Raw genomic sequence first — 22,824 nt, 5'->3', positions numbered from 1 at the left:
TCACGGCGCACCCGTCGAGGGACGGCCCGGGGTCGTGCGGTTCTCCTTGATACCGAGTTCGGTGATGATCTCCTTGCCGAGCATGGTCACGTCACCGGCACCCATGGTGAGCACCACGTCACCGGGGCGCGCCGCGGCCGCCACCACAGCAGCCACCGCCGAGAAATCCGGCACGTAGGTGACCGCCGAGCTCACATGCTCGGCGACGGTGGCACCGCTGACACCGGGCAGTGGCTGCTCCCGCGCGCCGTAGACGTCGAGCACGAAGACTTCGTCGGCTTCGCTGAGCGCAGCACCGAACTCTGTCGCGAAAGTCGCTGTGCGCGAATACAAATGCGGTTGAAAGGCGATGATGACCCGACCACCGGTCTGGTCGACGACGGTGCGGGCCGCCTCGAGCGTGGCCCGCACCTCGGTGGGATGGTGCGCATAGTCGTCGAAGACCCGGACCCCGCCGAGTGAACCCACCAGCTCGAAACGCCGCCGTACACCCTCGAATCCGGCCAGCCCGTCGAGGACGGTCTCGGCGGGTGCGCCCACCTCTACAGCGGCCAGCAGTGCGGCGAGGGCGTTGAGTGCCATGTGCCTGCCGGGCACCGCGAGCCGGACCGCACGCGGGTGCGGCTCTCCGGCGAGCTGGATGTGGGCCACCGCGCCGGTCCCCTGCTGCTCCCAGCTCAGCAAGGTGCCGGCCAGATCGTCGCTCGGTGTGCTGCCGTATCGCAGTACCCGGATACCCAGTGCGGCAGTGTGTTCGGCGAGTGCGGCGGCTCCTGGGTCATCGGTGCACACCACGAGGGCGCCGCCCGGCGCGATGCGGTCGACGAACGCGGAGAACACCGCGGTGTAGGCCTCCTCGCTGCCGAAGAAGTCCAGGTGGTCGGCTTCGATGTTGGTGACCACCGCGACATTCGGGGTGTATTCCAGCAGCGAGCCGTCACTCTCGTCGGCCTCGGCGACAAAGCACTTGCCGCTGCCGTGATGGGCGTTGGTCCCCGCCTCGCCCAACTCACCGCCCACGGCGAAGGACGGGTCGAAACCGCTGTGCTGCAACGCGACGATGAGCATCGACGTGGTGGTGGTCTTGCCGTGGGTACCGGTCACCATCAACGTGGTGTAACCCGCCATGAGCTTGGCCAGCACCACCGGGCGCAGGATCACCGGGATTCCGCGCCGCCGGGCCTCGACCAGTTCCGGATTGGTCTTCGGGATCGCGGCATGGGTGGTGACGACCGCGGTCGGCCCGTCCGGCAGCAGGTCCAGTGACGACGCGTCGTGACCGATGCGGATCTCGGCACCGCGGGCCCGCAGCGCCACCACACCGCGCGACTCCTTGGCGTCCGACCCGGAAACCAGGCCGCCACGGTCCAGCAGGATGCGGGCCACGCCGGACATCCCGGCGCCCCCGATCCCGACCATGTGCACCCGCTGCAGTTCGGCCGGAAGTGAATTACCGTTCACTGCAGCCTCTTTCGTTGAGCGTGGGCGATGTCGAGGGCGACCTGCGCCACCCGTCTCGCGGCATCGGGATGACCCGACAACGACGCGGCGGCCGTCATCTCTGCCAGCCGGGCATCGTCGGTCATCAGGCTTGCCACCGTGTCGGCCACGAAACCGCCGGTGAGCTCGGCATCGTCGATGACGATTCCCCCTCCGGCCGACACCACGGGGAGCGCGTTCAGCCGCTGCTCGCCGTTGCCGATCGGCAGCGGGACGTACACCGCGGGCAGTCCCACCGCGGTCACCTCTGCCACTGTCATCGCGCCGGACCGGCAGATCGCCAGATCCGCCGCGGCATAAGCCAGGTCCATCCGGTCCAGGTAGGGCACCGCGACATACGGCGGTGCTCCCGCCGCGGCCGGCGGCAGGTCGAGAGTGTTCTTCGGCCCGTGCGCGTGCAGCACCGAAACACCCGCAGCGCCAAGGGCTTCGGCGGCCGCCGACACCGCACGGTTGATCGACTGCGCGCCCTGCGAACCGCCGAACACCAACAGCACCTTGGCGTCTGGGGCGAATCCGAAGAATGCCCTGGCCTCGGCCCGCAAGGCGGCCCGGTCCAGCGAGGTGATCGCCGCGCGCACAGGCACCCCGACCACCTCGACCTTGCGCAGCCCCGGTTCGGGGACCGCCGAGAGCACGCGGCGCGCCGATACCGCGCCGACTCGGTTGGCCAGGCCTGCGCTGGCATTGGCCTCGTGCACCACCACGGGGACGGCGCGACGACGTCCGTGCAGGCCGAAGCCTCCGCGGGCGGCGAGGTAGGCAGGCAGCGCGACATAGCCGCCGAACCCGATCACCACATCGGCCTCGACGCCGGCCAGGACCGAACGGGTCTGCCGGATCGCGGTGCGCACGCGCAGCGGCAACCGCACCAGATCACCCGACGGCTTGCGCGGAAGCGGCACCGGGGTGATCAGCTCGAGGTCATAGCCGCGCTGGGGCACCAACCGGGTTTCCAGCCCCCGGGCCGTCCCGAGGGCGGTGATCCGCACCTGCGGATCGAGTTCGCGGAGTGCGTCGGCCACCGCCATCGCCGGTTCGACATGACCTGCCGTGCCGCCACCGGCCAGAACGATGGATATCCCCCGGTCACCGGGTTCCTGCCCCCGAGGACCAGATGTCGCCCGGCCCGTCTTACCCTCGCTCACCCGTAACGCTGACCTTCCAAAGTCCGGGCCCGTTGCCCCTGTTTCCGCTGGCCTGCAGGATATCGGACCGAGGACCTGCGAGCCCCGGCCGGCTGTTGACCGGTGGCGCGACCCGACCGGCGGACCGGACGGTCACCGCTGTGCGAGCGGCGCGCTGCCGGCTGCCTGGCCCCTGCTTGTTTGGTCCTGGCCTGCTTGCCTGCCTGCTTACCGGCCGGCTTCGCCCCGGGCTTGCCCGCGCTGCGCGATGGCGTCTTCCTGCGGTCGTGCAGCCGGTTGCGGGCGACCTCCAACCGGGTCGGGACGTACGGCTCGGGCAGCGGCAGCCGCAGCAACCGGTTCATCCGGTCGTCGCGCCCGGCCCGCAGCGCCGCGACGGCCTCCGGTTCGTGCCGGGCCGCGTTGGTGATCAGCCCCATCATCAGAAGCGTTGTGGCTTGCGAAGATCCACCGGCCGAGATCAGTGGCAGCTGCAGCCCGGTGACCGGTAGCAGGCCCACCACGTAGCCGACATTGATGAACATCTGGCCGACGATCCACAGCGTGGTGGTCGCGGTGAGCAGGCGCAGGAACGGGTCGGCCGAACGCCGGGCGATACGCATGCCCGTGTAGGCGAACAGCCCGAACAGCGCGAGCAGACCCAGCGCGCCGACGAAGCCCAGCTCCTCGCCGATGATGGCGAAGATGAAGTCGTTGTGCGCGTTGGGCAGATAGTTCCACTTGGCGGTGCCCTGACCCAGCCCGTCGCCGAAGATTCCGCCGTTGGCCAGCGCGAACCTGGCCTGCCGAGACTGGTACCCGATCCCCTGCCCGTCGGCGGTGGGATCCAGCCAGGACTGCACGCGGTCGGACCGGTAGCCCGCGGACACGGCCAGCACCGCTGCCGCCAGCACGGCAGCCAGCAGCGAGGACAGGAACACCCGGAGCGGCAGGCCCGCGTACCAGAGCAGGCCGAGCAGGATGATGCTCAGCGAGACGGTCTGCCCGAGGTCGGGCTGGGCGACGATCAGCGCCAGCGCGATCACCGCGGCGGGCACCAGCGGGATCAACATCTCGCGCAGCGAGGCCCGTTCCATGCGGCGGGCCGCCAGCAGGTGAGCACCCCAGATCGCGAAGGCGATCTTGGCCAGCTCCGAGGGCTGCATCGAGAATCCGGCGACGACGAACCAGCCACGGGAACCGTTGGCCACCTTGCCGATTCCCGGGATGAGCACCAGGACCAGCAGCACGATCGTGAAGGCGAACCCGGGGAACGCCATCCGCCGCAAGGTCCGCACCGAGATTCGCAGCGCCAGGTAGAACGCGATGAGTCCGACGACGGTCCACATCACCTGACGTCCGAACACCGCCCACGGCGATCCGTCGAAGTCGTAGGAGTACACCCCCGACGCCGAAAGGACCATGATCAGCCCCAGCGTGGTGAGCAACGCGGTAACCGCGATGATGAGGTGGAACGACGTCATCGGCCGACCCAGCCAGACGCCGAACCGGGTGCGCGGCGCTGCGGCCGTCGGGCTCGCCTCGGCCGTGCCGCCCTCAGCAGCGGCGGTATCGCCGGTTGCCTCGCCGCCACGGCTGCGCAACCGGGCCAGGATGCTGGCCATCTCGCCTACCCGATCGCGGCGCGGACGGCGCCGGCGAACGCATCGCCACGCTGGCCGTAGCCGCTGAACTGATCGAAGGACGCGCCTGCCGGGGCCAGCAACACGGTGTCACCCGAGGTGGCCAGGCCGCGGGCGACATCCACGACCGCCGTCATGACCGCGTCGGAGACCGGCCGGTCCGCGACTTCGATCACACGAGTCACATGGTCACCAATAGACTCATTTGTCTCAAGCACCCCAGAATCCTCCCCCGTCACAACCTCGACGACGGGGACATCCGGGGCGTGTCGCGATAACGCATCGGCAACCATCTGCCGATCGCGCCCGATCAGGACGACCGCGACCAGCCGATTCGCCACCTGGCGCACCAGCTCATCGACCGAGGCACCCTTCAGCAAGCCCCCGGCGATCCAGATCACGCGGTCGAACGCAGTGATCGAAGCCTGCGCGGCATGCGGGTTGGTGGCCTTGGAATCGTCGACATAGCGCACCCCGTCGGCCTCCCCGACCAACTCGGCGCGGTGCCTGCCGACCTGGAACGACGCCAGCGCGGCGACGATCGACTCCGGCGCCACCCCGACCGCCCGGGCCAGCGCCGCGGCCGCCAGCGCGTCGAGCACCCCCACCGGTCCGGCCACGCTGATGGTCGCGGCATCAGCCAACTCGACGTCGGCACCGAAAGCGCGGTCCACGAGCTTGCCGGCGCGCACGCCGAGCTCACCGGCGGCCGGTTCGCCCAGCCGGAACCCCACCCGAACCGACGCGCCGGCGGTCGCCAGCAGACCAGCGGCCACCGGATCGTCGAGGCCCACCACGGCCACCCGGCCGGCCAGCGCCCGGGCCTTGTCGGCGGCGTAGGCGGCCATGGAACCGTGCCAGTCCAGATGGTCCTCGGCCACGTTCAGCACCACGCCGGCTTCCGGGCGCAGCGAGGGCGCCCAGTGCAACTGGAAGCTCGACAACTCGACCGCCAGCAACTCCGCGGGCTGGTCGAGCACCGCCAGCACCGGATCACCGATGTTGCCGCACAACAGGCTTCGCCGGCCGTCGGCCGACAGCATCTCGTGCAGCATCGAGGTGGTGGTGGTCTTGCCGTTGGTGCCGGTGACCACCAGCCAGCGCCGCGGCGGACCGTAGCGGCCCGCGGCGTCCAGCCGCCAGGCCAGCTCGACATCGCCCCAGATCGGCACGCCGGCCTCGGCCGCGGCGGCCAGGACGGGGGCCGTGGGCGGGAATCCGGGGCTGGTCACCACCAGCGCGTAGTCGGCGATACCGGCGATCGCGCCTGCCGGATCGATGACTGCGGTGCCCTGCTCGGCGTACGCCTGCAGGGCTTCGGCGTTGTCGTCACACAGTGTCGCGGCGACACCGAGAGGTGCCAGCGCGGCCAGGATGGCGCGTCCGGTCACCCCCGCCCCGGTCACCAACACCGGAGCCCCGGGGGTCAGCAGCGAGAGATCGTCGTCACCGCCGCGCCCGCCGGATGGACCCGCCACCATCAGGCCCCGACTGCGGTGAGCCACTCGCTGTAGAACAGGGCCACACCCAGACCGCAGGCGATCGCCGTCAGCAGCCAGAACCGGATGATGACCGTGGTCTCGGCCCACCCCACCAATTCGAAATGGTGATGGAACGGCGCCATCCGGAACACCCGGCGGCCCGTGGTGCGGAACGTCAGGATCTGCACGACCACCGAGGTCACCTCGGCGACGAACAAGGCACCCAGCACCACCGCGAGGATCTCGGTGCGGCTCGTCACCGACAGCCCGGCGATGATGCCGCCCAGAGCCAGCGAGCCGGTGTCCCCCATGAAGATCTTGGCCGGTGCGGCGTTCCACCACAGGAAGCCGATGCAGGCACCCGCCGTGGCGGCCGCGATGATCGCGAGGTCCAGCGGATCACGCACGTTGTAGCAGCCCAGGCCCGGCGCCGTCGCGCAGGCGTTGCGGTACTGCCAGAACGTGATCAGCACGTACGCCGCGCTCACCATCGCCATCGCGCCTGCGGCCAGCCCGTCCAGGCCGTCGGTGAAGTTGACCGCGTTCGACCAGGCGCTGACGATCACGACGCAGAACAGCACGAACACCCACGAGGCCAGCGTCACCGTGGCGATCTCGCGGACATACGACAGCTCGGGACTGCCCGGGGTCAGCCCGTCGCCGTTGCGGAACTGCAGGGCAAGCACACCGAACAACACCGCGGCGGTGAGCTGCCCGACGGTCTTGGCGGTCTTGTTCAGCCCCAGATTGCGGGAGCGCCGGAGCTTGATCAGATCGTCGACGAAACCGACCAGGCCGAGCATCGTGGCCAGCCCCAACACCAGCAGGCCCGATGCCGACGGGCCGTTGCCGCCCAGCGCCAGTCCGACCAGGTGGGTGCCCAGGTAGCCCGCCCAGATGCCGGCCACGATGGCCACACCGCCCATCGACGGGGTGCCGCGCTTCTTGGCGTGGCTGGCCGGGCCGTCCTCGCGGATCTCATGGCCGAGCCCACGCTTGGTGAACAGCCGGATCAACGCGGGCGTCAGCAGAATCGAGACCGTCAGAGCGATACCGACGGCGATCAGGATGAGCTTCATCGGGCGGCATCCCCGTCTGCGGCCGGGCCGGCCGCGGCAACCAGGGCATCGGCGAGGCCACCCAACCCCACCGAGTTGGATGCCTTCACGAGCACCACGTCCCCCGGCCGCAGCTCGGCCTGCAACAGGGCCAGCGCGGCGTCGGCGTCGTCGACCATCGTCGACTCAGATCCCCACGAACCTTCCATCACCGCGCCATGGTGCATGGCGTTCATAGTCCTCCCGGTTCCGACGACGATTAACCGAGACACATCTAAGCGCACCGCGAACCGTCCGATGGCGTCGTGCTCGGTTATCGCGTCGTCGCCGAGTTCGGCCATCTCCCCCAACACCGCCCAGCTGCGGCGCTTTCCACCCGCCTCACCGGCGGATTCACCCGTGCCCTGCCGGGCCATCCAGGCCAGCGCCTTGAGCCCGGCCCGCATCGAATCCGGGTTGGCGTTGTAGGCGTCGTTGATCACCGTCACACCGTCGGCGCGGGTACCGACCTGCATGCGGCGCCGCGAGACCGGGCCCGCGCCCGCCAGTGCCGAGGCCACCTGCTCCAGGCGGGCACCGCACTGCAACGCCACCGCCGCCGCACACAGCGCATTGCCGACCTGATGATCGCCGTGCACCGCCAGTGCCACGTCGACCTCGTCCTCGCCCGCGTGCAGGGTGAACCGCGGACGCGCCAGACCGTCGAGCGCGACCGGGCCTGCCCACACGTCGACCTCGGAGCCGGGCTCGCGCGATACCCGCACCACCCGGGCCTCGGTCTTGCCTGCCATGGCCGCCACGGCGGAGTCGTCGACGTTGAGGATCACCACGCCCGAGGCCGGAACAGCCTGCGGCAACTCGGCTTTGGTGTTCGCGATCGCCTCACGGGAACCGAACTCGCCCAGGTGGGCGGTGCCCACGTTGAGCACCACGGCGATCTGGGGCGGGGCGATCGCGGCCAGGGCGGCGATATTGCCCGGATGCCGGGCCGACATCTCCAGGATCAGGTAATCGGTCTCCGGCGTGGCGCGCAGTACCGTCCACGGATGCCCCAGCTCGTTGTTGAACGAGCCCGGCGGCGCGATCACCTGCCCGAGCGGGTCCAACACCGCGGCCAGCAGATCCTTTGTCGAGGTCTTGCCGGACGATCCCGTCACCCCGATGATCGTCAACCCACCGGCGACGAGCTCGGCGGCCACCGCCGCCGCGAGCTTGGCCAGCGCGTCCAGGACTGCCGCACCCGAGCCGTCGGTGTCGAATTCCAAAGCGCCTGAATCGGAGTCGGCCCCGCCCGGCGCAGGAGCGACCACGATAGCCGGTACCCCGACCGGGCGTGCGGCCAGCACGGCGGCAGCCCCTGACGCCACCGCCGCCGCGGCGAAGTCATGGCCGTCGGAGCGGGCGCCGGGCAGAGCCAGGAACAGGCCACCGGGCCCCACGGCGCGGGAGTCGAATTCGACGGTGCCGGTGACGCGGGTCGTGGCGGCCTCTTCGGCAGTGATGTCGGCCAACTCGCCGCCGACGATCTCGGCGATCCTGGCGATGGTCATCTCGATCACGTGCCCGACTCCCCTGACTTGAGTGCCTCCAACGCCGCCGCCAACTCGTCACGGTCATCGAACGGCCGGGTGTGACCGCCGGCCGTCTGCCCGCTCTCGTGGCCCTTGCCTGCGATCAGCACGATGTCACCGGGCCCGGCCCAGGCCACCGCACGGTCGATCGCCGCGCGCCGATCACCGATCTCCACCACCTCGGCACCTGCGGTCGCTTCGCGCGCTCCGGCCACGATCGCCGCCCGGATCAGCGCGGGGTCCTCATCCCGGGGATTGTCGTCGGTGACCACGACGAGATCGGCCAGCTCGGCCGCGACCCGCCCCATCGGCGCCCGCTTGCCCGTGTCCCGGTTGCCCCCGGCTCCGAAAACCACCGCGACGCGCCGCGGGCCCGATCCCCGCAGGGTTTCCAGCACCGCCTGCAGCGCGCCGGGTTTGTGCGCGTAGTCGACCAGAGCCAGGAACGGCTGCCCGCGGTCGATCGGCTGCAGCCGGCCCGGCACGGTCGCCGCACGCAGTCCCGGGGCGGCCTGCTCCGGTGTCACCCCGGCCCCGTCCAGCAGCGCGGTCGCCAGGGCAGCATTGGCGATGTTGTATCCGCCGGTCAGCCCGATCCGAAGCTCGTGGGCCACCCCGGCGGGATCGACGAGAGTGAACTCCTGGGATCCGACGCCGACCGCCCTGATGTTGCGCGCCTGCCAGTCAGCCGCCGCGCCCGCGGCGCTGACGGTGATCACCTTCTCGGCCCGGCGGGCCATCGCCGCGCCCGCCTCGTCGTCGACACAGACCACCGCCGCGGCGGCATGATTGCGTGACCCGGCATCGAACAGCCGGGCCTTGGCCTCGAAGTAGTCCTCCATCGTCGGATGGAAGTCCAGGTGGTCGCGCGACAGGTTCGTGAAACCGCCGAGCGCGAACCCGATCCCGTCGACGCGACCCAGCGTGAGTGCGTGGCTCGACACCTCCATCACCACGGTGTCGACGCCGCTCTCGACCATCACGGCCAGCAGTGCCTGCAGATCCGGCGCCTCGGGAGTGGTCAGCGCGCTCGGCAGATCGCGGCCCGCGATGCGCACGCCTACTGTGCCGATCAGCCCGGCCACCCGGCCCGCGGCGCGCAGTCCGGCCTCGACCAGATACGTCGTGGTGGTCTTACCCGAGGTTCCGGTCACCCCGATGACCGTCAGCCGCTCGGACGGACGCCCGTACACCTCGGCCGCCACCTCACCGAGCACCGAACGAGGGTCGGGGTGAACCAGCACCGGGACGTCGAGCCCGTCCAGTTCAGCGGCGCCCGCGGGGTCGGTGAGCACCGCCACGGCCCCGGCGGAGAGCGCATCGGGCACATAGCGCGCGCCGTGCACCGCCGAACCCGGCAGCGCAGCGAACAGATCCCCCGGCTGGGCGTCCTGACCGCGCAAGGTCACTCCGGTAACCCGAAGTTCCGGCAGTGGATTTCCGGTGGCGGCTACCGCTTGAACCTGTTCGGCGAGCGGCACGAGGTATTGGCCGGCGGGACGGCTGGGACGCAGCTTCATGGCCATGCCACAGTACCCATCTGCGGTACGCCGACCGCATCACCCACGACTATCGGTGTCAGGTCGACTGCAGGGTCAATCGCGGCCCCGGATCAGCCGACAACGGAACGTTGTGCCGCTGCAGCAGCCACGATGCGATGTTGTGGAACAGCGGTGCCGCCGAGGATCCCGGTGACCCGTCGGCCGCACGGTGCGGTGCGTCCATCATGATGCCCACGACGTACCGCGGATCGTCGGCAGGTGCCATCCCGGCGAAGGTGATCCAGTACACGTCGTCGTAGTAGCAGCCGCACGCCGGATTGATCTGCTGGGCGGTACCGGTCTTGCCCGCGATCTGATAGCCCTCGACCGCGGCCTGCGGTCCGGTGCCCTGCTGTGCGCCCGTCGGATCGCGCTGCACGATGGCGCGGAACATGTTGCGCACCGTGCGGGCCGTCTCCGGTGTCACCACCCGGACCCCTTCGGGCCGAGGCTCGTCGGTACGGGTGCCATCGGGGGCGATGGTGGACTTGATGATCCGCGGCGGCATGCGCACCCCGTCGTTGGCGATGGTCTGGTACATCCCGGCCATCTGCAGCAACGTCATCGAAAGGCCCTGTCCGATCGGCAGGTTGGAGAACGAGCTACCCGACCACTGGTCGATGGGCGGCACCAGGCCCCCGCTCTCACCGGGCAGGCCGACGCCGGTGCGCTGACCGAGCCCGAACCGGCGGACCATGTCGTAGAACCGGTCGGGGCCGACCCGCTGGGCCAGCATCAGGGTGCCGACGTTCGACGACTTACCGAACACACCGGTCATCGTGTACGGCATCACGCCGTGGTTCCACGCGTCCCGGACCGTGACACCGCCCATGTCGATCGAGCCGGGCACCTGCAGCACCTCGTCCGGATTGGCCAGCCCGTACTCGATCGCCGCGGAGGCCGTGATGATCTTGTTCACCGACCCGGGCTCGAACGGCGAGGAGACCGGGAGGTTGCCCATCTGCCGGCTCTCCTGCCGTCCCAGATCCTGACTCGGGTCGAACGTGTTGTCGTTCGACATCGCCAGTACCTCACCCGATTTCGCATCGAGCACCACTGCGGAGACGTTCTTGGCACCCGAGGCATCCTTGGCCTGTTGCACCTGCTGCTGGACGTAGTACTGGATGTCGTCGTCGAGGGTCAGCTGCACCGTGGACCCGTTGACCGCGTCGTGCCGGTTGCGGTAGCTGCCGGGGATCACGACGCCGTCGGAACCACGGTCGTAGGTCACCGAACCGTCGGAGCCGGCCAGCACCGAGTCGAGCGAATCCTCCAGCCCCAGCAGGCCGTGGCCGTCCCAGTCGATCCCGCCGACGATGTTGGCGGCCAGCGAACCTCCCGGGTACTGCCGGAGATCCTGCCGCTCGGCACCGACCTCGGGAAACTTGTCCATGATCGCGCTGGCGATCGCGGGGTCGACCGCGCGGGCCAGGTAGACGAAAGTCTCGTTACTCCTGAGCTTTTTGAGCACGGTCTTGAAGTCGGGCCGGTTGTCCAGCCGTCCGGCGATCTCTTTGGCGATGTCGACGAGCCGGCGGTCCGGATCGGGTGCCTCGCTGGATTTGGCCTTGGCCTCGGCGAGCTGCTTGCGGACCCGGACCGGCTGGAACGTCAGCGCCTTGGCCTCGATCGTGAACGCCAGCTTGTCGTCGTTGCGGTCGACGATGCTGCCCCGCATGGCGGGGTTCACATCGGTGACCTTGAGCTGGCTGGCCGCCTCGGCACGCAGACCCGCAGCCCTTGGCACCTGAAGGGTGAACAACTGCGCGGCCGCGATCACCAGCACCGCGATCATCACCACGTTTCCGGCACGGTTCCGGAACACGAAGGACGAACTGCGCAAACCAGTTTCGGTAGCGGCGACCCTGGTGCGGCGAACCCGGGCCTCGTGCCCCGGCCCGGGAGATGCCGTCTTGGCCCGCTGCGGCTTCGGCGTCTGGCCCTGGCGGCCCGGGCGGCGGCTCATGTGGCGGGAACCGGGGCGTTGACGGCGACGGCGGGTGCAGGCGCAGGCGCAGCAGCCGGGATGTGCACCTCCGGTGCAGTGGGCCGGCTGAACTGTTCCAGCGGGACCGCGGGTCCCGGCGCCGCGGGAGCGGCCAGTACCGGCGCCGGTGCGGCGGGCGCGGCCGGGCCTGGCGCGACCGCAGCCGGAGCGGGAGCCACCGCCTCCGGCTGAGCCGGTTCCACTTGTGCCGCCGGGCCGGGCGCGGTCGGCACACCGGGCAGATGCATCGGCGCGGGCGCAGGTGCCGCGAGCACGTCCGGAGCGGCCGGCGGTGCCGCCGGTACCGGTCCGGGCACCGGTGGCACGGCACCGGGAACGCCGTGGGCCGCATCGGCCTGCGGAACCGGAATGCCCGGTACCGCAGGGGAAACCGCACGCGGAGTCCGTACCGTCAGCTCGCGCGGATCGAGCACCCGCGGAGCCGGGGGTGCGGGCGGGGCCGGCGGGGCCTCTTCCGGCAGCGGCGTGTTGAGCGGAGGCGGCGGCACGCCTTCGGCGGGCTTGGGAGTGCCGACGACAGTCCAGTTGCCTGCCGCATCCTGCACCAGGTGCGCGGTGTCGCGCGACGGGATCATCCCCAGGTTGCGGGCAGCCTCGGCCAGCGCCGGAGCGGCCTGCGCCTCGAGCACATCACGTTCCAGTGCTTCTTTCTGCTGCATCAGGCCCTCATTGACCTGACGGGCGTGACCCAACTGGTAGGACCGCTCGGCCGAACCCGTGGACAGCCACAGGGTGACCGCGAGGCCGAGGCCCAGTGCCGCGATCACCAGAACGACGAACGGGACCCGGGAGATCAGGACCCGCGGATTGAGCTCGACCGAGGCCAGCCGGACCAGCAGGCGTTCCCGCAGCCGCACCCGTAGTGGCGGGCGGACAACCTTGGGGGCCTTGGCCTTACGCGCCTTCGCCCGGGCCTTGGCCTGGCTGGCGCTCTTGGGCCGGGCCGGGCGCGTGCCCGGACGCTGAATCGGCCCGGTACCCGGAGCGCTCCGTGCCGGCCGCTGCTCGGAACCCGGCCTGCGCTTGCGCGGCGGCGCCTGTTCACTGCGCCGTCCGCTCCCTCGCGCGGGTTGACGCACCGGACGCCTGCGATCGGACTCACGCAGCTGTTCGGGTCGCTTCACCTTCATGAGTTCCCCCCTTCCCCAACCTTTTCCAGTGCCCGCAGCCGCACCGGAGCGCTACGCGGATTGCGATCGATCTCGACCTGGCGGGCCTTCTCGGCGCCGCGGGTCAGTGTGACGAATTCGGGTTCGTGGCCTGGCAATTCGATGGGCAGGCCGGGCGGGGTCCTCGATGCGGTGGCCGCGGTGAACGCCTGCTTGACGATCCGGTCTTCGAGCGACTGATAGGACATCACCACAATGCGTCCCCCGTCGGCCAATGCGGCCAGCGCGGCCGGCAGCGCGGCCCGCAGAGAATCGAGTTCGCCGTTGACCGCGACCCGGAGCGCCTGGAAGGTGCGCTTGCCCGGATGCCCGCCCGTGCGGCGCGCCGGTGCCGGGATCGCCTCGTAGAGCAGCTCCACCAACTCGCCGGTGGTGGAAAACGGTTGCTGTGCACGCCGTTTGACGACCTTGTCGGCAATGCGGCCGGCGAAGCGCTCCTCGCCGTAGTCGCGCAGGATCCGGGCGATCGACTTGGCGTCATAGGTATTGAGAATGTCGGCCGCGGTCAGTGGCGCGTCGGGATCCATCCGCATGTCCAGCGGTGCGTCCGTGGAGTAGGAGAAGCCGCGTTCGGCCTGATCCAGCTGCATCGAGGACACGCCGAGGTCGAACAGCACTCCGTCGATCTGGCGGAAGCCGGATTCGGTGACGGCCCCGGTGATTCCGTCGTAGCGGGTCCGCACCAGCCGGATCCGGTCGCCGAATGGGGCCAGTCGAGCGCCTGCGATGCCGAGTGCGTTGGGGTCACGGTCGAGTCCGATGACCGTCAGACCGGGAAAGTCGGTGAGAAAGCGTTCGGTGTGGCCGCCCGCGCCGAGGGTGGCATCCACCAGAACCGCGCCGGTTCCGTCGTCGTGATGACGGGTCAGTGCCGGGGCCAGCAACTCGACGCAGCGGTCGAGCAGCACCGGGATATGGCCGTGGCCCTTGGAGTCTGAGTGATCTGGGGAATCTGGCACCGCTGAAACACCTCCGCTCGGATTGGCCCCTGCACCGGGGTCTCTGTCCGAATTAACGGACCTGGCGTTGGGGAAGTACGCCAGGGCCAATTCGGGCAGAGGCCTCGTTGCACGGGCTAGGTCCAGGCCAGCCGCCGGTTGATGGGCCGCATCAGAGGATGTCGCGCAGAGCTTCATCGGTGGCCGCGGAGAAGTTCTCTTCGTGGGTCTCCTGGTAGGACTGCCAGGCTTCTGCGTCCCAGATCTCCAGGTAGTCGACCGACCCGATCACCACGCACTCCTTGGACAGGCTCGCGTAGCGACGGTGATCCGCCGACAGGGTGATCCGGCCCTGCGCGTCGGGATGCTGCTCATCGGTGGCGGCCGCCAGGTTGCGGAGAAACGCCCGTGCGTCGGGGTTCCTCCGCGATGCGTCAGCAGCGCGCCGGGCCACCTTTTCGAACTCGTCCCTCGGATACACGGCAAGGCTGTGATCTTGGCCCTTGGTGACCATCAACCCTCCTGCCAGTGCGTCGCGGAACTTGGCGGGCAGCGTGAGCCGCCCCTTGTCGTCGAGCTTGGGCGTGTAGGTACCCAGAAACATCTGGACACCTCCCGCCACCCGGTTCGGATCCCGAGTCGCTTCGCCTTCTGCCCTCCGAACGGGGCTCCGTTTTCCCCGTTGGCCGCCACTTTACCCCACGATCCCCCACTTTGCTCCATTTAGTCCGCCAAGTTTGGACTTTCTCCCCACCCGATCCCCCCGGAACCACCAAAAACGCACGCCGAAACGTCGGCATTCGGCAGCCGATGAGGAAAAACCGCAGGTAAAAGCCTGCGTCGGGAAGGTGGGGGGTTGTGGGGCGAGAATCCCTGAGAATCCGGCGCTCTCCCCCACACCACCCCACGCGGGTGCGCCACCGAACTACTCGGCGTGTCGCTGAGCAACAAAAAAGGGGGCAGCCCCTTACGGGCTACCCCCTGAAACCGTCGGCCGGCTCAGTCGTCGAACCGGCGGCGGAAGCGGTCTTCCATCCGGGTCGTGAACGACCCTCCGCGCTGACGACGCTGACGCGGTGCGTTGCCGGACCCCTGGGCCGCACGGTCACGTCCTCCGGTGACCCGCGGACCCGTGACGGCGAACACCACGCCGGCGAACATCGCCACGAAGCCGAACACCGACAGAACCGGGAAACCGCCGAGCCACAGCGACTTCACCGCGACACCGACAACCAACAACGCCAGGCCGAGCACGAACAACAGCGCGCCCTGCAGCCTCCGCCGAGCAGATGGCGCGCGCAAGGTCCCACCGCGAACGCTCGAGGCGAACTTGGGATCCTCGGCATAGAGCGCGCTCTCGATCTGATCGAGCATGCGCTGCTCATGATCGGAGAGTGGCATTCGTCCCTCCTTGCCGACGCCGCCGTCGCTTTTCAAAATTTCACATGCCCGCAATCACGGGCACCTAAGCCTAATGATACGAGGTCGATCCGAGCCGTACCACCTTGTTCGTACTCGATTGTAGGCCGTTCCGAGATCGCCCCGGTCGATGGGACCGACCGCCTCACAACCGGATAATGCTGAAGATAATGAGCTCGGCAGCCGCCGGGCAGACGAAAGGCGAGGGCATTGGCGACGTATCTGATCGATCTGTCGCCGGACGACATGAAGCGCCGGCTCCCCGAGGCGTTGCGCGTGTACGTCGACGCCATGCGCTACCCCCGCGGAACCGAGGAACAACGCGCCGCCCTCTGGCTCGAACACACCCGGCGCGCAGGCTGGAAATGCGTGGCCGCAGTCGAGGTCGCCGACGCATCGGCCGCGCCCGGCACCACCGATCTGATCAACGCGCCGCTGCAGGGAATCGCCTACGGCTACAGCGGGGCCCCCGATCAGTGGTGGCAGCAGCAGGTCATCTCCGGCCTGCAGCGGGTGGGTACCAGCCCCGGGAGCATCGCCGAGCTGATGGCCAGCTACTTCGAACTCACCGAGCTGCACATCGAGCCCCGCGCGCAGGGGCACGGCATCGGCGAGGCCCTGACCAGGCGACTGTTGACCGGCCGCGCCGAATCTCACGTGCTGTTGTCCACCCCTGAGATCAACGGCGAGGCCAATCGAGCGTGGCGGTTGTACCGGCGCCTCGGCTTCACCGATGTGATCCGCGGTTACCACTTCGCCGGCGACCCCCGGCCATTTGCCATCCTCGGTCGCCCACTGCCGCTGTGACATCTGGCACGATGACCAGCGTGCATGTCCGACCACCGAGCCGTCGCAGCCGGACCCGCTTCCTCACGTTGGTGATGTTGCTGCTGATCCTGCCCATGGCGGTGGGCTGCGTCAGGGTCCGCACCTCGATCACCGTCTCCCCCGACGACCGGGTGTCCGGCCAGATCATCGCGGCGGCAAAGCCGCGCAACGCCGAGGACAAGGGCCCGCAGCTGCTCAACAACCTCCCGTTCGCCACGAAGGTGGCGGTCTCGGAGTACAGCCGCGACGACTACGTCGGCTCCCAGGCGGTGTTCTCCGACCTCTCGTTCGCCGAGCTGCCCCAGCTGGCCGGGATGAGCCGCGACGCCGCCGGAGTCGACATCTCCCTGCGTCGCGCGGGTGACCTGGTGATTTTGGAGGGCCGGGTCGACCTGACCTCGCTGTCCGATCCACAAGCCGACGTTCTGCTGACCGTGTCATTCCCCGGCGAGGTGACCTCGACCAACGGTGATCAGGTGAGCTCCTCGATCGTCGAATGGAAACTGCGACCCGGAATCGTCAGCACGATGAACGCCCAGGCCCGCTACACCGACCCGAGTGCCCGGTCGTTCACCACCGCCACCATCTGGCTCGTCGTCGGCGCGTTCCTGGTCGCCGGAGTGATCGGCGCATTGGCATGGATGAGCCGCGACACCTCGCCGAAGCCGGGTGACCCCGTCGCCGGCAGCGACTGATCCCGCGCACCGCCTCACAGCTACGCCGTACTCACTTGGTACAAAACCCGTGGCACGCTCTACTCTGAATGCACTCGGGGGCACACCGTTGACGACAGAAAGGGGCGGGCGCTGAGCGTGCAAACATCGGCTCCGTCAACCGTCGAGCTGGCCGAAGCCGTCACCGACCAATTGCGCGACTATCTGCGTGAGCGCCGCCGCGACTGCGAGTACATCGGAACCGACTACGCCGAGCTGACCGAGGCCCTCGAGGAGTTCGTGCTCCGCGGGGGCAAGCGGATGCGCCCGGCCTTCGCCTTCTGGGGCTGGCGCGCGGTGATCGAACCGGCCGATCGCCCCGCCGATGACGACGTGCTGCGGCTGTTCGCCGCGCTGGAGCTGCTGCAGGCCTGCGCCCTCGTGCACGACGACGTCATCGACGACTCGGCCACCCGCCGCGGCCTGCCGACCGTGCACCGGTTGTTCGCCGACCGGCACCACGAGCGCAACTGGCACGGATCCTCGCGCCAATTCGGCCTGTCGGCGGCCATCCTGGCCGGAGACCTCGCACTGGCCTGGGCCGACGACATCGTCGCCTCCGCGGCCATCCCGGCCGACGCGCAGAAACGCGTCCAGCAGGTCTGGCGCCACATCCGCACCGAGGTGCTGGGCGGCCAGTACCTCGACATCGTCGCGGAGTCCAGCGGTGCCGAATCGGTGGCCTCGGCGATGAACGTCAACACCTACAAGACCGCGTCCTACACGGTGGCCCGGCCGCTACAGCTGGGCGCCGCGGCAGCCGCCGACCGGCCCGACGTGCAGCAGATCTTCCACCAGGTCGGCAACGATCTCGGTGTCGCCTTCCAACTCCGCGACGACGTCCTCGGGGTGTTCGGCGACCCGGCGGTGACCGGCAAACCCTCCGGTGACGACCTGCGGTCGGGCAAGCGCACCGTGCTGCTGGCCGAAGCACTCGAGCTGGCAGACAAGTCCGATCCCGCCGCCGCCGAACTGCTGCGCACCTCCGTGGGCACCGAGCTGTCCGACGCACAGGTCAACGACCTGTGCCGGGCCATCGAATCAGTGGGCGCGCTTGCCGCCGTCGAGACGCACATCGAGATGCTCACCCACCGCGCGCTGGACACCCTGGCGGCCGCACCGATCCACGACCAGGCGAAGACCGGCCTCGCCGAGATCGCCCGGTTCGCCGCGAACCGGTCGGCGTAGGAGACCGTCACAACGACATGACGACTCCCTCATGACAACTATGCCGACCGAGACCCCGAAGACGGGGGTCGCGCAACATATCTCCCGTCTCGCCACGTTCGCAGTATCCGCCGAAGCCCGACCCGCACGGGTCGGTTGCCTCGGCGCGGCGCTGCTGACCATCGGCGGGCTCGGCGCGGGCAGCACCCGACTGCACGACCCGCTGCTGGAGTCACTGCACCTGTCCTGGTTGCGGTTCGGGCACGGCCTGGTGCTGTCCTCGATCCTGCTGTGGGCAGGCGTCGCGGTGATGCTGATCGCCTGGCTGTGGCTGGGCCGGCGCGTGATCGACGGCACCGCCACCGAATACACCATGGTTGCCACCACCGGATTCTGGCTGGCACCGCTGCTGCTGAGCGTGCCGCTGTTCAGCCGTGACACCTACTCCTACCTCGCGCAGGGAGCGCTGCTGCGCGACGGCTTCGACCCGTATGTGGTGGGTCCGGTGGAGAACCCGAACTCCTTGCTGGACAACGTGAGTCCGATCTGGACGACGACCACCGCCCCCTACGGGCCTGCGTTCATCCTGGTCGCCAAGTTCGTCACGATCCTGGTGGGCGACGATGTGGTGGCCGGCACCATGCTGCTGCGGCTGTGCATGCTGCCCGGCCTGCTGTTGCTGATCTGGGCCGCGCCCCGGATCGCCCGGCACGTCGGCGCCAACGGGGCCGCGTCGCTGTGGATCTGCGTGCTCAATCCGCTGGTGATCGTGCACCTGATGGGCGGCGTCCACAACGAGATGCTGATGGTCGGGCTGATGATGGCCGCCATCGCGCTCACCTTCGCGGGCCGGCCGGTGATCGGCGTCAGTCTCATCGCGATCGCCGTCGCGGTCAAAGCCACTGCCGGGCTCGCGTTGCCGTTCCTGGTCTGGGTATGGATGCGCCAATTGCGCGACAAGAGAGACCTGCCCGCGGTGCGTGCCTTCGCGGTCGCCACGGCCGCCTCGGTGCTGATCTTCGTTGCGGTGTTCGCGGTGACCTCGGTGCTGGCCGGCGTCGGCCTGGGCTGGCTGACGGCGCTGGCCGGCTCCGTGAAGATCATCAACTGGCTCACCGTGCCCACCGCGGCCGCCAACCTCATCAATGCCATTGGCGGCCTGATCTTTCCGGTCAACTTCTACGCCGTGCTCGAGGTCGCGCGGATCATCGGCATTCTCACCATCGTGATCGCGCTGCCGCTGTTGTGGTGGCGCTACCGGCACACCGACCGCGAAGCCCTCACCGGCATCACCCTCGCCATGGTGGTGGTCGTGCTGTTCGTCCCGGCCGCGCTGCCCTGGTACTACACCTGGCCGCTGGCGGTGGCCGCCGCCCTGATCCAGACCCGGCCCGCCATCGCCGCGATCGCCGGATTCTCCACCTGGATCATGGTGATGTGGAAACCCGATGGGGCGCACGGCATGTACTCGTGGGCACATGTCCTGCTGACCACGGCGTGCGCCGTGGTGGCGTGGTACGCGCTCTACCGCGCCCCCGAGGCGCCCGTCGAGCCGCAGACACAGAACCAGCCGTCAGTAACCTAACGCCTGCGCGCGGCGCAGCACCTCACGTGCCTGATGGGAATGCAGTGCGTCGATCGGGCGGGCGTTGGAGACCTGCTCGGTGCGGCCGTCGGTGGTGATCGTCAGCGACTCGTCCGGGGTGAACAACCACCGCACGATCTCGGTGTCGCGGTAGCCGCCGTCACGCAGCACGACCAGCAGGCCGGGCAGGTGCTTGGTCACATGGCCGTTGTCATCGAAGAAGATCTTCGGCACCACCAGAACGCGGTCGCGGCGGACGGCGATCAACTGCCCGTCCCGCAACTGTTGGTGCACCTTGGTAACTGGGATGCCGAGCAAATCCGACACCGTGGGTAGGTCGTAGACCGCCTCGTCGGGGTCCAATACGTCATCGGCCGCTGGAATGCTGCTCACCGCACTGATTCTAGGTCCTCGGCCACGACTCGTAACATGTGTCCGGTGGGGCAGCAACCGGATCCACTCGTCGGCACGATGCTGGACGGGCGTTATCGCGTGGACACACCCATCGCCACCGGCGGTATGTCCACGGTCTATCGCGGACTCGACGTGCGCCTGGACCGTCCCGTCGCCCTGAAAGTGATGGACTCCCGCTACAGCGGCGACAGCCACTTCCTGACCAGGTTCGGCCGTGAGGCCAAGGCCGTTGCCCGGTTGAAGGATCCGGGCCTGGTCGCGGTGTATGACCAGGGTGGCGGCGGGGCCGGCGGCCAGTCGCCTTTTCTGGTGATGGAACTGATCGAGGGCGGCACACTTCGCGAACTGCTGGCCGAACGTGGTCCGATGCCCCCGCATGCCGTTGCCGCGGTGCTGGAACCGGTACTCGGTGGGCTCGCGGTGGCACATCGCGCCGGACTCGTACACCGCGACATCAAGCCCGAGAACGTGCTGATCTCCGACGACGGCGAGGTCAAGATCGCCGATTTCGGTCTGGTACGCGCCGTGGCGGAGGCCAAGATCACCTCGACCAGCGTGATCCTCGGCACCGCGGCCTACCTGTCCCCCGAACAGGTCAGCACCGGTGACGCCGACCCACGCAGCGATGTGTACGCGGTCGGCATCCTCACCTACGAACTGCTCACCGGCGTCACGCCGTTCACCGGAGACTCCGCACTGACGGTCGCCTACCAGCGCATGGACCACGATGTACCCCCGCCGAGCAAGGTAATCGCAGGGGTGCCAACACAATTCGACGAGTTGGTGCGCCGGGCCACCGCCCGCGACGCCCGCCGGCGGTTCGCCGACGCCGACGAGATGCGGGCCGAACTGCACGAGATCGTCGACGACCTCGGGCTGCCGGCATTCCGGGTGCCCGCACCGCAGCAGTCGGCACAGCACCTGGCCGCCACCCGCGTCCATGATCTCGGCGAGCCCGAGGATCCCCGCGTCGAGGCCGCCACCGTCGTGACAGCCGCACCGCCGGCGGCACCTGCGCCACGCCGGCCCACTCGTGAGATCACTCGGGACCCCCACGACTGGGCGCCAATCCCGGCTGATCCCGACGCCGTGGAAAACTCTTTCGGCGCAGGACAATTCGCCGGAATCGAGATGGGCGAGTTCTACTGGGCCCGGCAGCGCGCCAGACGAGCGCTGGTGTTCTGGGTGATCGCGATCATCACTCTGACCGGCCTCGTCGCTGCCGCGGCCTGGACGGTCGGCACCAACGTCGGTGCACTCCTCTAGCTACGCAGCATCTCGGCGACGAGGAACGCCAACTCCAGGCTCTGCTGGGTGTTGAGCCGCGGATCGCACGCGGTCTCGTAGCGTCCGGACAGATCCGAATCCGAGATGTCCTGTGCCCCACCGAGACACTCGGTCACGTTCTCACCGGTGATCTCGACATGGATGCCGCCCGGGTGGGTGCCCAAGGCGTTGTGCACCTCGAAGAACCCCTGCACCTCGTCGACGATGCGATCGAAATGCCGGGTCTTGTAACCCGTCGACGACTCGTGGGTGTTGCCGTGCATGGGGTCGCACTGCCAGATCACCTTGTGACCGGTGGCCTCGACCTTCTGGATGAGCGCAGGCAACAGATCACGGACCTTGTTGTTGCCCATCCGGGTCACCAGGGTCAGCCGTCCCGGCTCGTTGTTCGGATCCAGCCGCTCGACGTATTCGACGGCCTGCTCCGGAGTGGTGGTCGGCCCCAGCTTGATCCCGATCGGGTTGGCGATCACCTCGGCCAGCGCCACGTGGGCACCGTCGAGCTGACGCGTGCGCTCACCGATCCACAGGTAGTGCGCCGACTGGTCGTACAGCTTGGGTGGCATGTCCGGGTTCTCGGCCGGGTCCGACAGGCGCAGCATCGCGCGCTCGTAATCGATCACCAGTGCTTCGTGGCTGGCGAAGATGTCGGCGGTCTGCAGATTGCGATCGGCCACCCCGCAGGCGGACATGAACTTCAGGCCTCGGTCGATCTCCCCGGCCAGCGCCTCGTAGCGGGCCCCGGCCGGCGACGTCCGGACGAACTCACGGTTCCAGTCGTGCACCAGGTGCAACGACGCCAGCCCGGACGAGGTCAGCGCGCGCACCAGGTTCATCGCGGCGCTGGCATTGGCGTAGGCCCGCACCAGCCGCGACGGATCGTGCTCGCGTACCGCGGCATCCGGGGCGAAGCCGTTGACCATGTCGCCGCGATAGGACTTCAGCCCCAGCGCATCCAGATCCGATGACCGCGGCTTGGCGTACTGGCCTGCGATCCGGGCCACCTTGACCACCGGCATGCTGGCGCCGTAGGTCAGCACGACCGCCATCTGCAGCAGGGTGCGGATGTTGGCCCGGATATGAGGCTCGGTGTTGTCGACGAACGTCTCTGCGCAGTCGCCGCCCTGCAACAGGAACGCCTCACCCCGCGCGACGTCGGCCAGCAGGCCCTTGAGCTTCTCGATCTCCGACGGCACGGTGACCGGAGGCACGCTCTCCAGCACGGTGCGCATGGCTTTCGCCTCGTCCGCGTCCCAGCTGGGCTGCTGCACAGCCGGCTTGGCCAAGGCCGAGTCGAGCCGCTGACGCAACTCGTCGCTCAGCGGAGGCAGTGGCGGCAGCTCGTCGATGGGGATGTCAACGGTCCAGTTCACCC

General features: G+C 69.0%; 19 protein-coding genes. 5 read left to right on the top strand and 14 right to left on the bottom strand.

Annotated features, from left to right (window positions below):
* From murC to G6N57_RS18340, 12 genes are all read right to left on the bottom strand, one after another.
* The gene (gene murC / locus G6N57_RS18395; protein WP_097925870.1) at window positions 1-1,461 is read right to left on the bottom strand and encodes a UDP-N-acetylmuramate--L-alanine ligase; all 1,461 of its coding nucleotides are present in this window, start codon (window positions 1,459-1,461) and stop codon (window positions 1-3) included.
* Window positions 1,458-2,648, bottom strand: a complete 1,191-nt coding sequence (murG, locus tag G6N57_RS18390) for an undecaprenyldiphospho-muramoylpentapeptide beta-N-acetylglucosaminyltransferase (RefSeq protein WP_077741136.1) — start codon at window positions 2,646-2,648, stop codon at window positions 1,458-1,460. The genes murC and murG overlap by 4 nt, the downstream gene beginning before the upstream one ends.
* Entirely contained in the window at window positions 2,645-4,252 is a 1,608-nt protein-coding gene (ftsW, locus tag G6N57_RS18385; RefSeq protein ID WP_097925869.1) for a putative lipid II flippase FtsW, read from the bottom strand. The genes murG and ftsW overlap by 4 nt, the downstream gene beginning before the upstream one ends.
* Window positions 4,253-4,257: 5 nt before the next feature.
* The gene (murD, locus tag G6N57_RS18380; protein WP_097925898.1) at window positions 4,258-5,751 is read right to left on the bottom strand and encodes a UDP-N-acetylmuramoyl-L-alanine--D-glutamate ligase; all 1,494 of its coding nucleotides are present in this window, start codon (window positions 5,749-5,751) and stop codon (window positions 4,258-4,260) included.
* Entirely contained in the window at window positions 5,751-6,830 is a 1,080-nt protein-coding gene (gene mraY, locus G6N57_RS18375) for a phospho-N-acetylmuramoyl-pentapeptide-transferase (RefSeq protein ID WP_077741138.1), read from the bottom strand. The genes murD and mraY overlap by 1 nt, the downstream gene beginning before the upstream one ends.
* A complete protein-coding gene (locus G6N57_RS18370) occupies window positions 6,827-8,368 on the bottom strand; it encodes a UDP-N-acetylmuramoyl-tripeptide--D-alanyl-D-alanine ligase (RefSeq protein ID WP_077741139.1) in 1,542 nt (513 codons plus the stop codon). The genes mraY and G6N57_RS18370 overlap by 4 nt, the downstream gene beginning before the upstream one ends.
* The gene (locus tag G6N57_RS18365) at window positions 8,365-9,906 is read right to left on the bottom strand and encodes a UDP-N-acetylmuramoyl-L-alanyl-D-glutamate--2,6-diaminopimelate ligase (RefSeq protein ID WP_077741140.1); all 1,542 of its coding nucleotides are present in this window, start codon (window positions 9,904-9,906) and stop codon (window positions 8,365-8,367) included. The genes G6N57_RS18370 and G6N57_RS18365 overlap by 4 nt, the downstream gene beginning before the upstream one ends.
* A 52-nt stretch (window positions 9,907-9,958) precedes the next feature.
* Window positions 9,959-11,887, bottom strand: coding sequence for a peptidoglycan D,D-transpeptidase FtsI family protein (locus tag G6N57_RS18360; protein WP_077741141.1), 1,929 nt, complete (start codon window positions 11,885-11,887; stop codon window positions 9,959-9,961).
* Entirely contained in the window at window positions 11,884-13,059 is a 1,176-nt protein-coding gene (locus G6N57_RS18355; RefSeq protein WP_234815630.1) for a cell division protein FtsL, read from the bottom strand. Before G6N57_RS18355 ends, G6N57_RS18360 begins: the two co-directional genes overlap by 4 nt.
* On the bottom strand, window positions 13,056-14,234 hold the full coding sequence (gene rsmH, locus G6N57_RS18350) for a 16S rRNA (cytosine(1402)-N(4))-methyltransferase RsmH (RefSeq protein ID WP_234815629.1): 1,179 nt from the start codon (window positions 14,232-14,234) through the stop codon (window positions 13,056-13,058). The genes G6N57_RS18355 and rsmH overlap by 4 nt, the downstream gene beginning before the upstream one ends.
* Window positions 14,209-14,640, bottom strand: a complete 432-nt coding sequence (gene mraZ / locus G6N57_RS18345; RefSeq protein WP_077741144.1) for a division/cell wall cluster transcriptional repressor MraZ — start codon at window positions 14,638-14,640, stop codon at window positions 14,209-14,211. Before mraZ ends, rsmH begins: the two co-directional genes overlap by 26 nt.
* A 395-nt stretch (window positions 14,641-15,035) precedes the next feature.
* Window positions 15,036-15,437 carry an SCO2097 family morphological protein gene (locus tag G6N57_RS18340; protein ID WP_077741145.1) on the bottom strand — a complete coding sequence of 134 codons (402 nt, stop codon included), beginning with the start codon at window positions 15,435-15,437 and terminating at the stop codon, window positions 15,036-15,038.
* Between the two features lie 228 nt (window positions 15,438-15,665).
* On the opposite strand from G6N57_RS18340, the gene G6N57_RS18335 reads away from it, so the two are divergent.
* The 4 genes from G6N57_RS18335 (at window position 15,666) to G6N57_RS18320 (ending at window position 19,748) form a co-directional block, all read left to right on the top strand.
* Entirely contained in the window at window positions 15,666-16,262 is a 597-nt protein-coding gene (locus G6N57_RS18335) for a GNAT family N-acetyltransferase (RefSeq protein ID WP_077741146.1), read from the top strand.
* 11 nt (window positions 16,263-16,273) lie between these two features.
* Window positions 16,274-16,978 carry an LppM family (lipo)protein gene (locus tag G6N57_RS18330; RefSeq protein WP_077741147.1) on the top strand — a complete coding sequence of 235 codons (705 nt, stop codon included), beginning with the start codon at window positions 16,274-16,276 and terminating at the stop codon, window positions 16,976-16,978.
* Window positions 16,979-17,095: 117 nt separating this feature from the next.
* Window positions 17,096-18,184 (top strand): bifunctional (2E,6E)-farnesyl/geranyl diphosphate synthase, encoded by a 1,089-nt coding sequence (gene idsA2, locus G6N57_RS18325; RefSeq protein WP_077741148.1) that lies wholly within the window; start codon window positions 17,096-17,098, stop codon window positions 18,182-18,184.
* 31 nt (window positions 18,185-18,215) lie between these two features.
* Window positions 18,216-19,748, top strand: coding sequence for an alpha-(1->6)-mannopyranosyltransferase A (locus tag G6N57_RS18320; RefSeq protein WP_077741149.1), 1,533 nt, complete (start codon window positions 18,216-18,218; stop codon window positions 19,746-19,748).
* Here G6N57_RS18320 and G6N57_RS18315 read toward each other — a convergent pair.
* Entirely contained in the window at window positions 19,737-20,141 is a 405-nt protein-coding gene (locus G6N57_RS18315) for an Rv2175c family DNA-binding protein (RefSeq protein WP_077741150.1), read from the bottom strand. The genes G6N57_RS18320 and G6N57_RS18315 overlap by 12 nt on opposite strands.
* A 36-nt stretch (window positions 20,142-20,177) precedes the next feature.
* Here G6N57_RS18315 and G6N57_RS18310 point away from each other — a divergent pair, with 36 nt between their 5' ends.
* The gene (locus tag G6N57_RS18310) at window positions 20,178-21,428 is read left to right on the top strand and encodes a protein kinase domain-containing protein (RefSeq protein WP_077741151.1); all 1,251 of its coding nucleotides are present in this window, start codon (window positions 20,178-20,180) and stop codon (window positions 21,426-21,428) included.
* Here G6N57_RS18310 and G6N57_RS18305 read toward each other — a convergent pair.
* Window positions 21,425-22,822: a class II 3-deoxy-7-phosphoheptulonate synthase gene (locus G6N57_RS18305; protein ID WP_065458644.1), complete on the bottom strand. Its 1,398-nt coding sequence runs from the start codon at window positions 22,820-22,822 to the stop codon at window positions 21,425-21,427. The genes G6N57_RS18310 and G6N57_RS18305 overlap by 4 nt on opposite strands.
* Window positions 22,823-22,824 lie beyond the last annotated feature (2 nt).

Source organism: Mycolicibacterium boenickei (genome assembly GCF_010731295.1).
In the GTDB taxonomy this organism is placed as follows: domain Bacteria; phylum Actinomycetota; class Actinomycetes; order Mycobacteriales; family Mycobacteriaceae; genus Mycobacterium; species Mycobacterium boenickei.
This window is presented reverse-complemented; position numbering and strand designations above follow the sequence as displayed.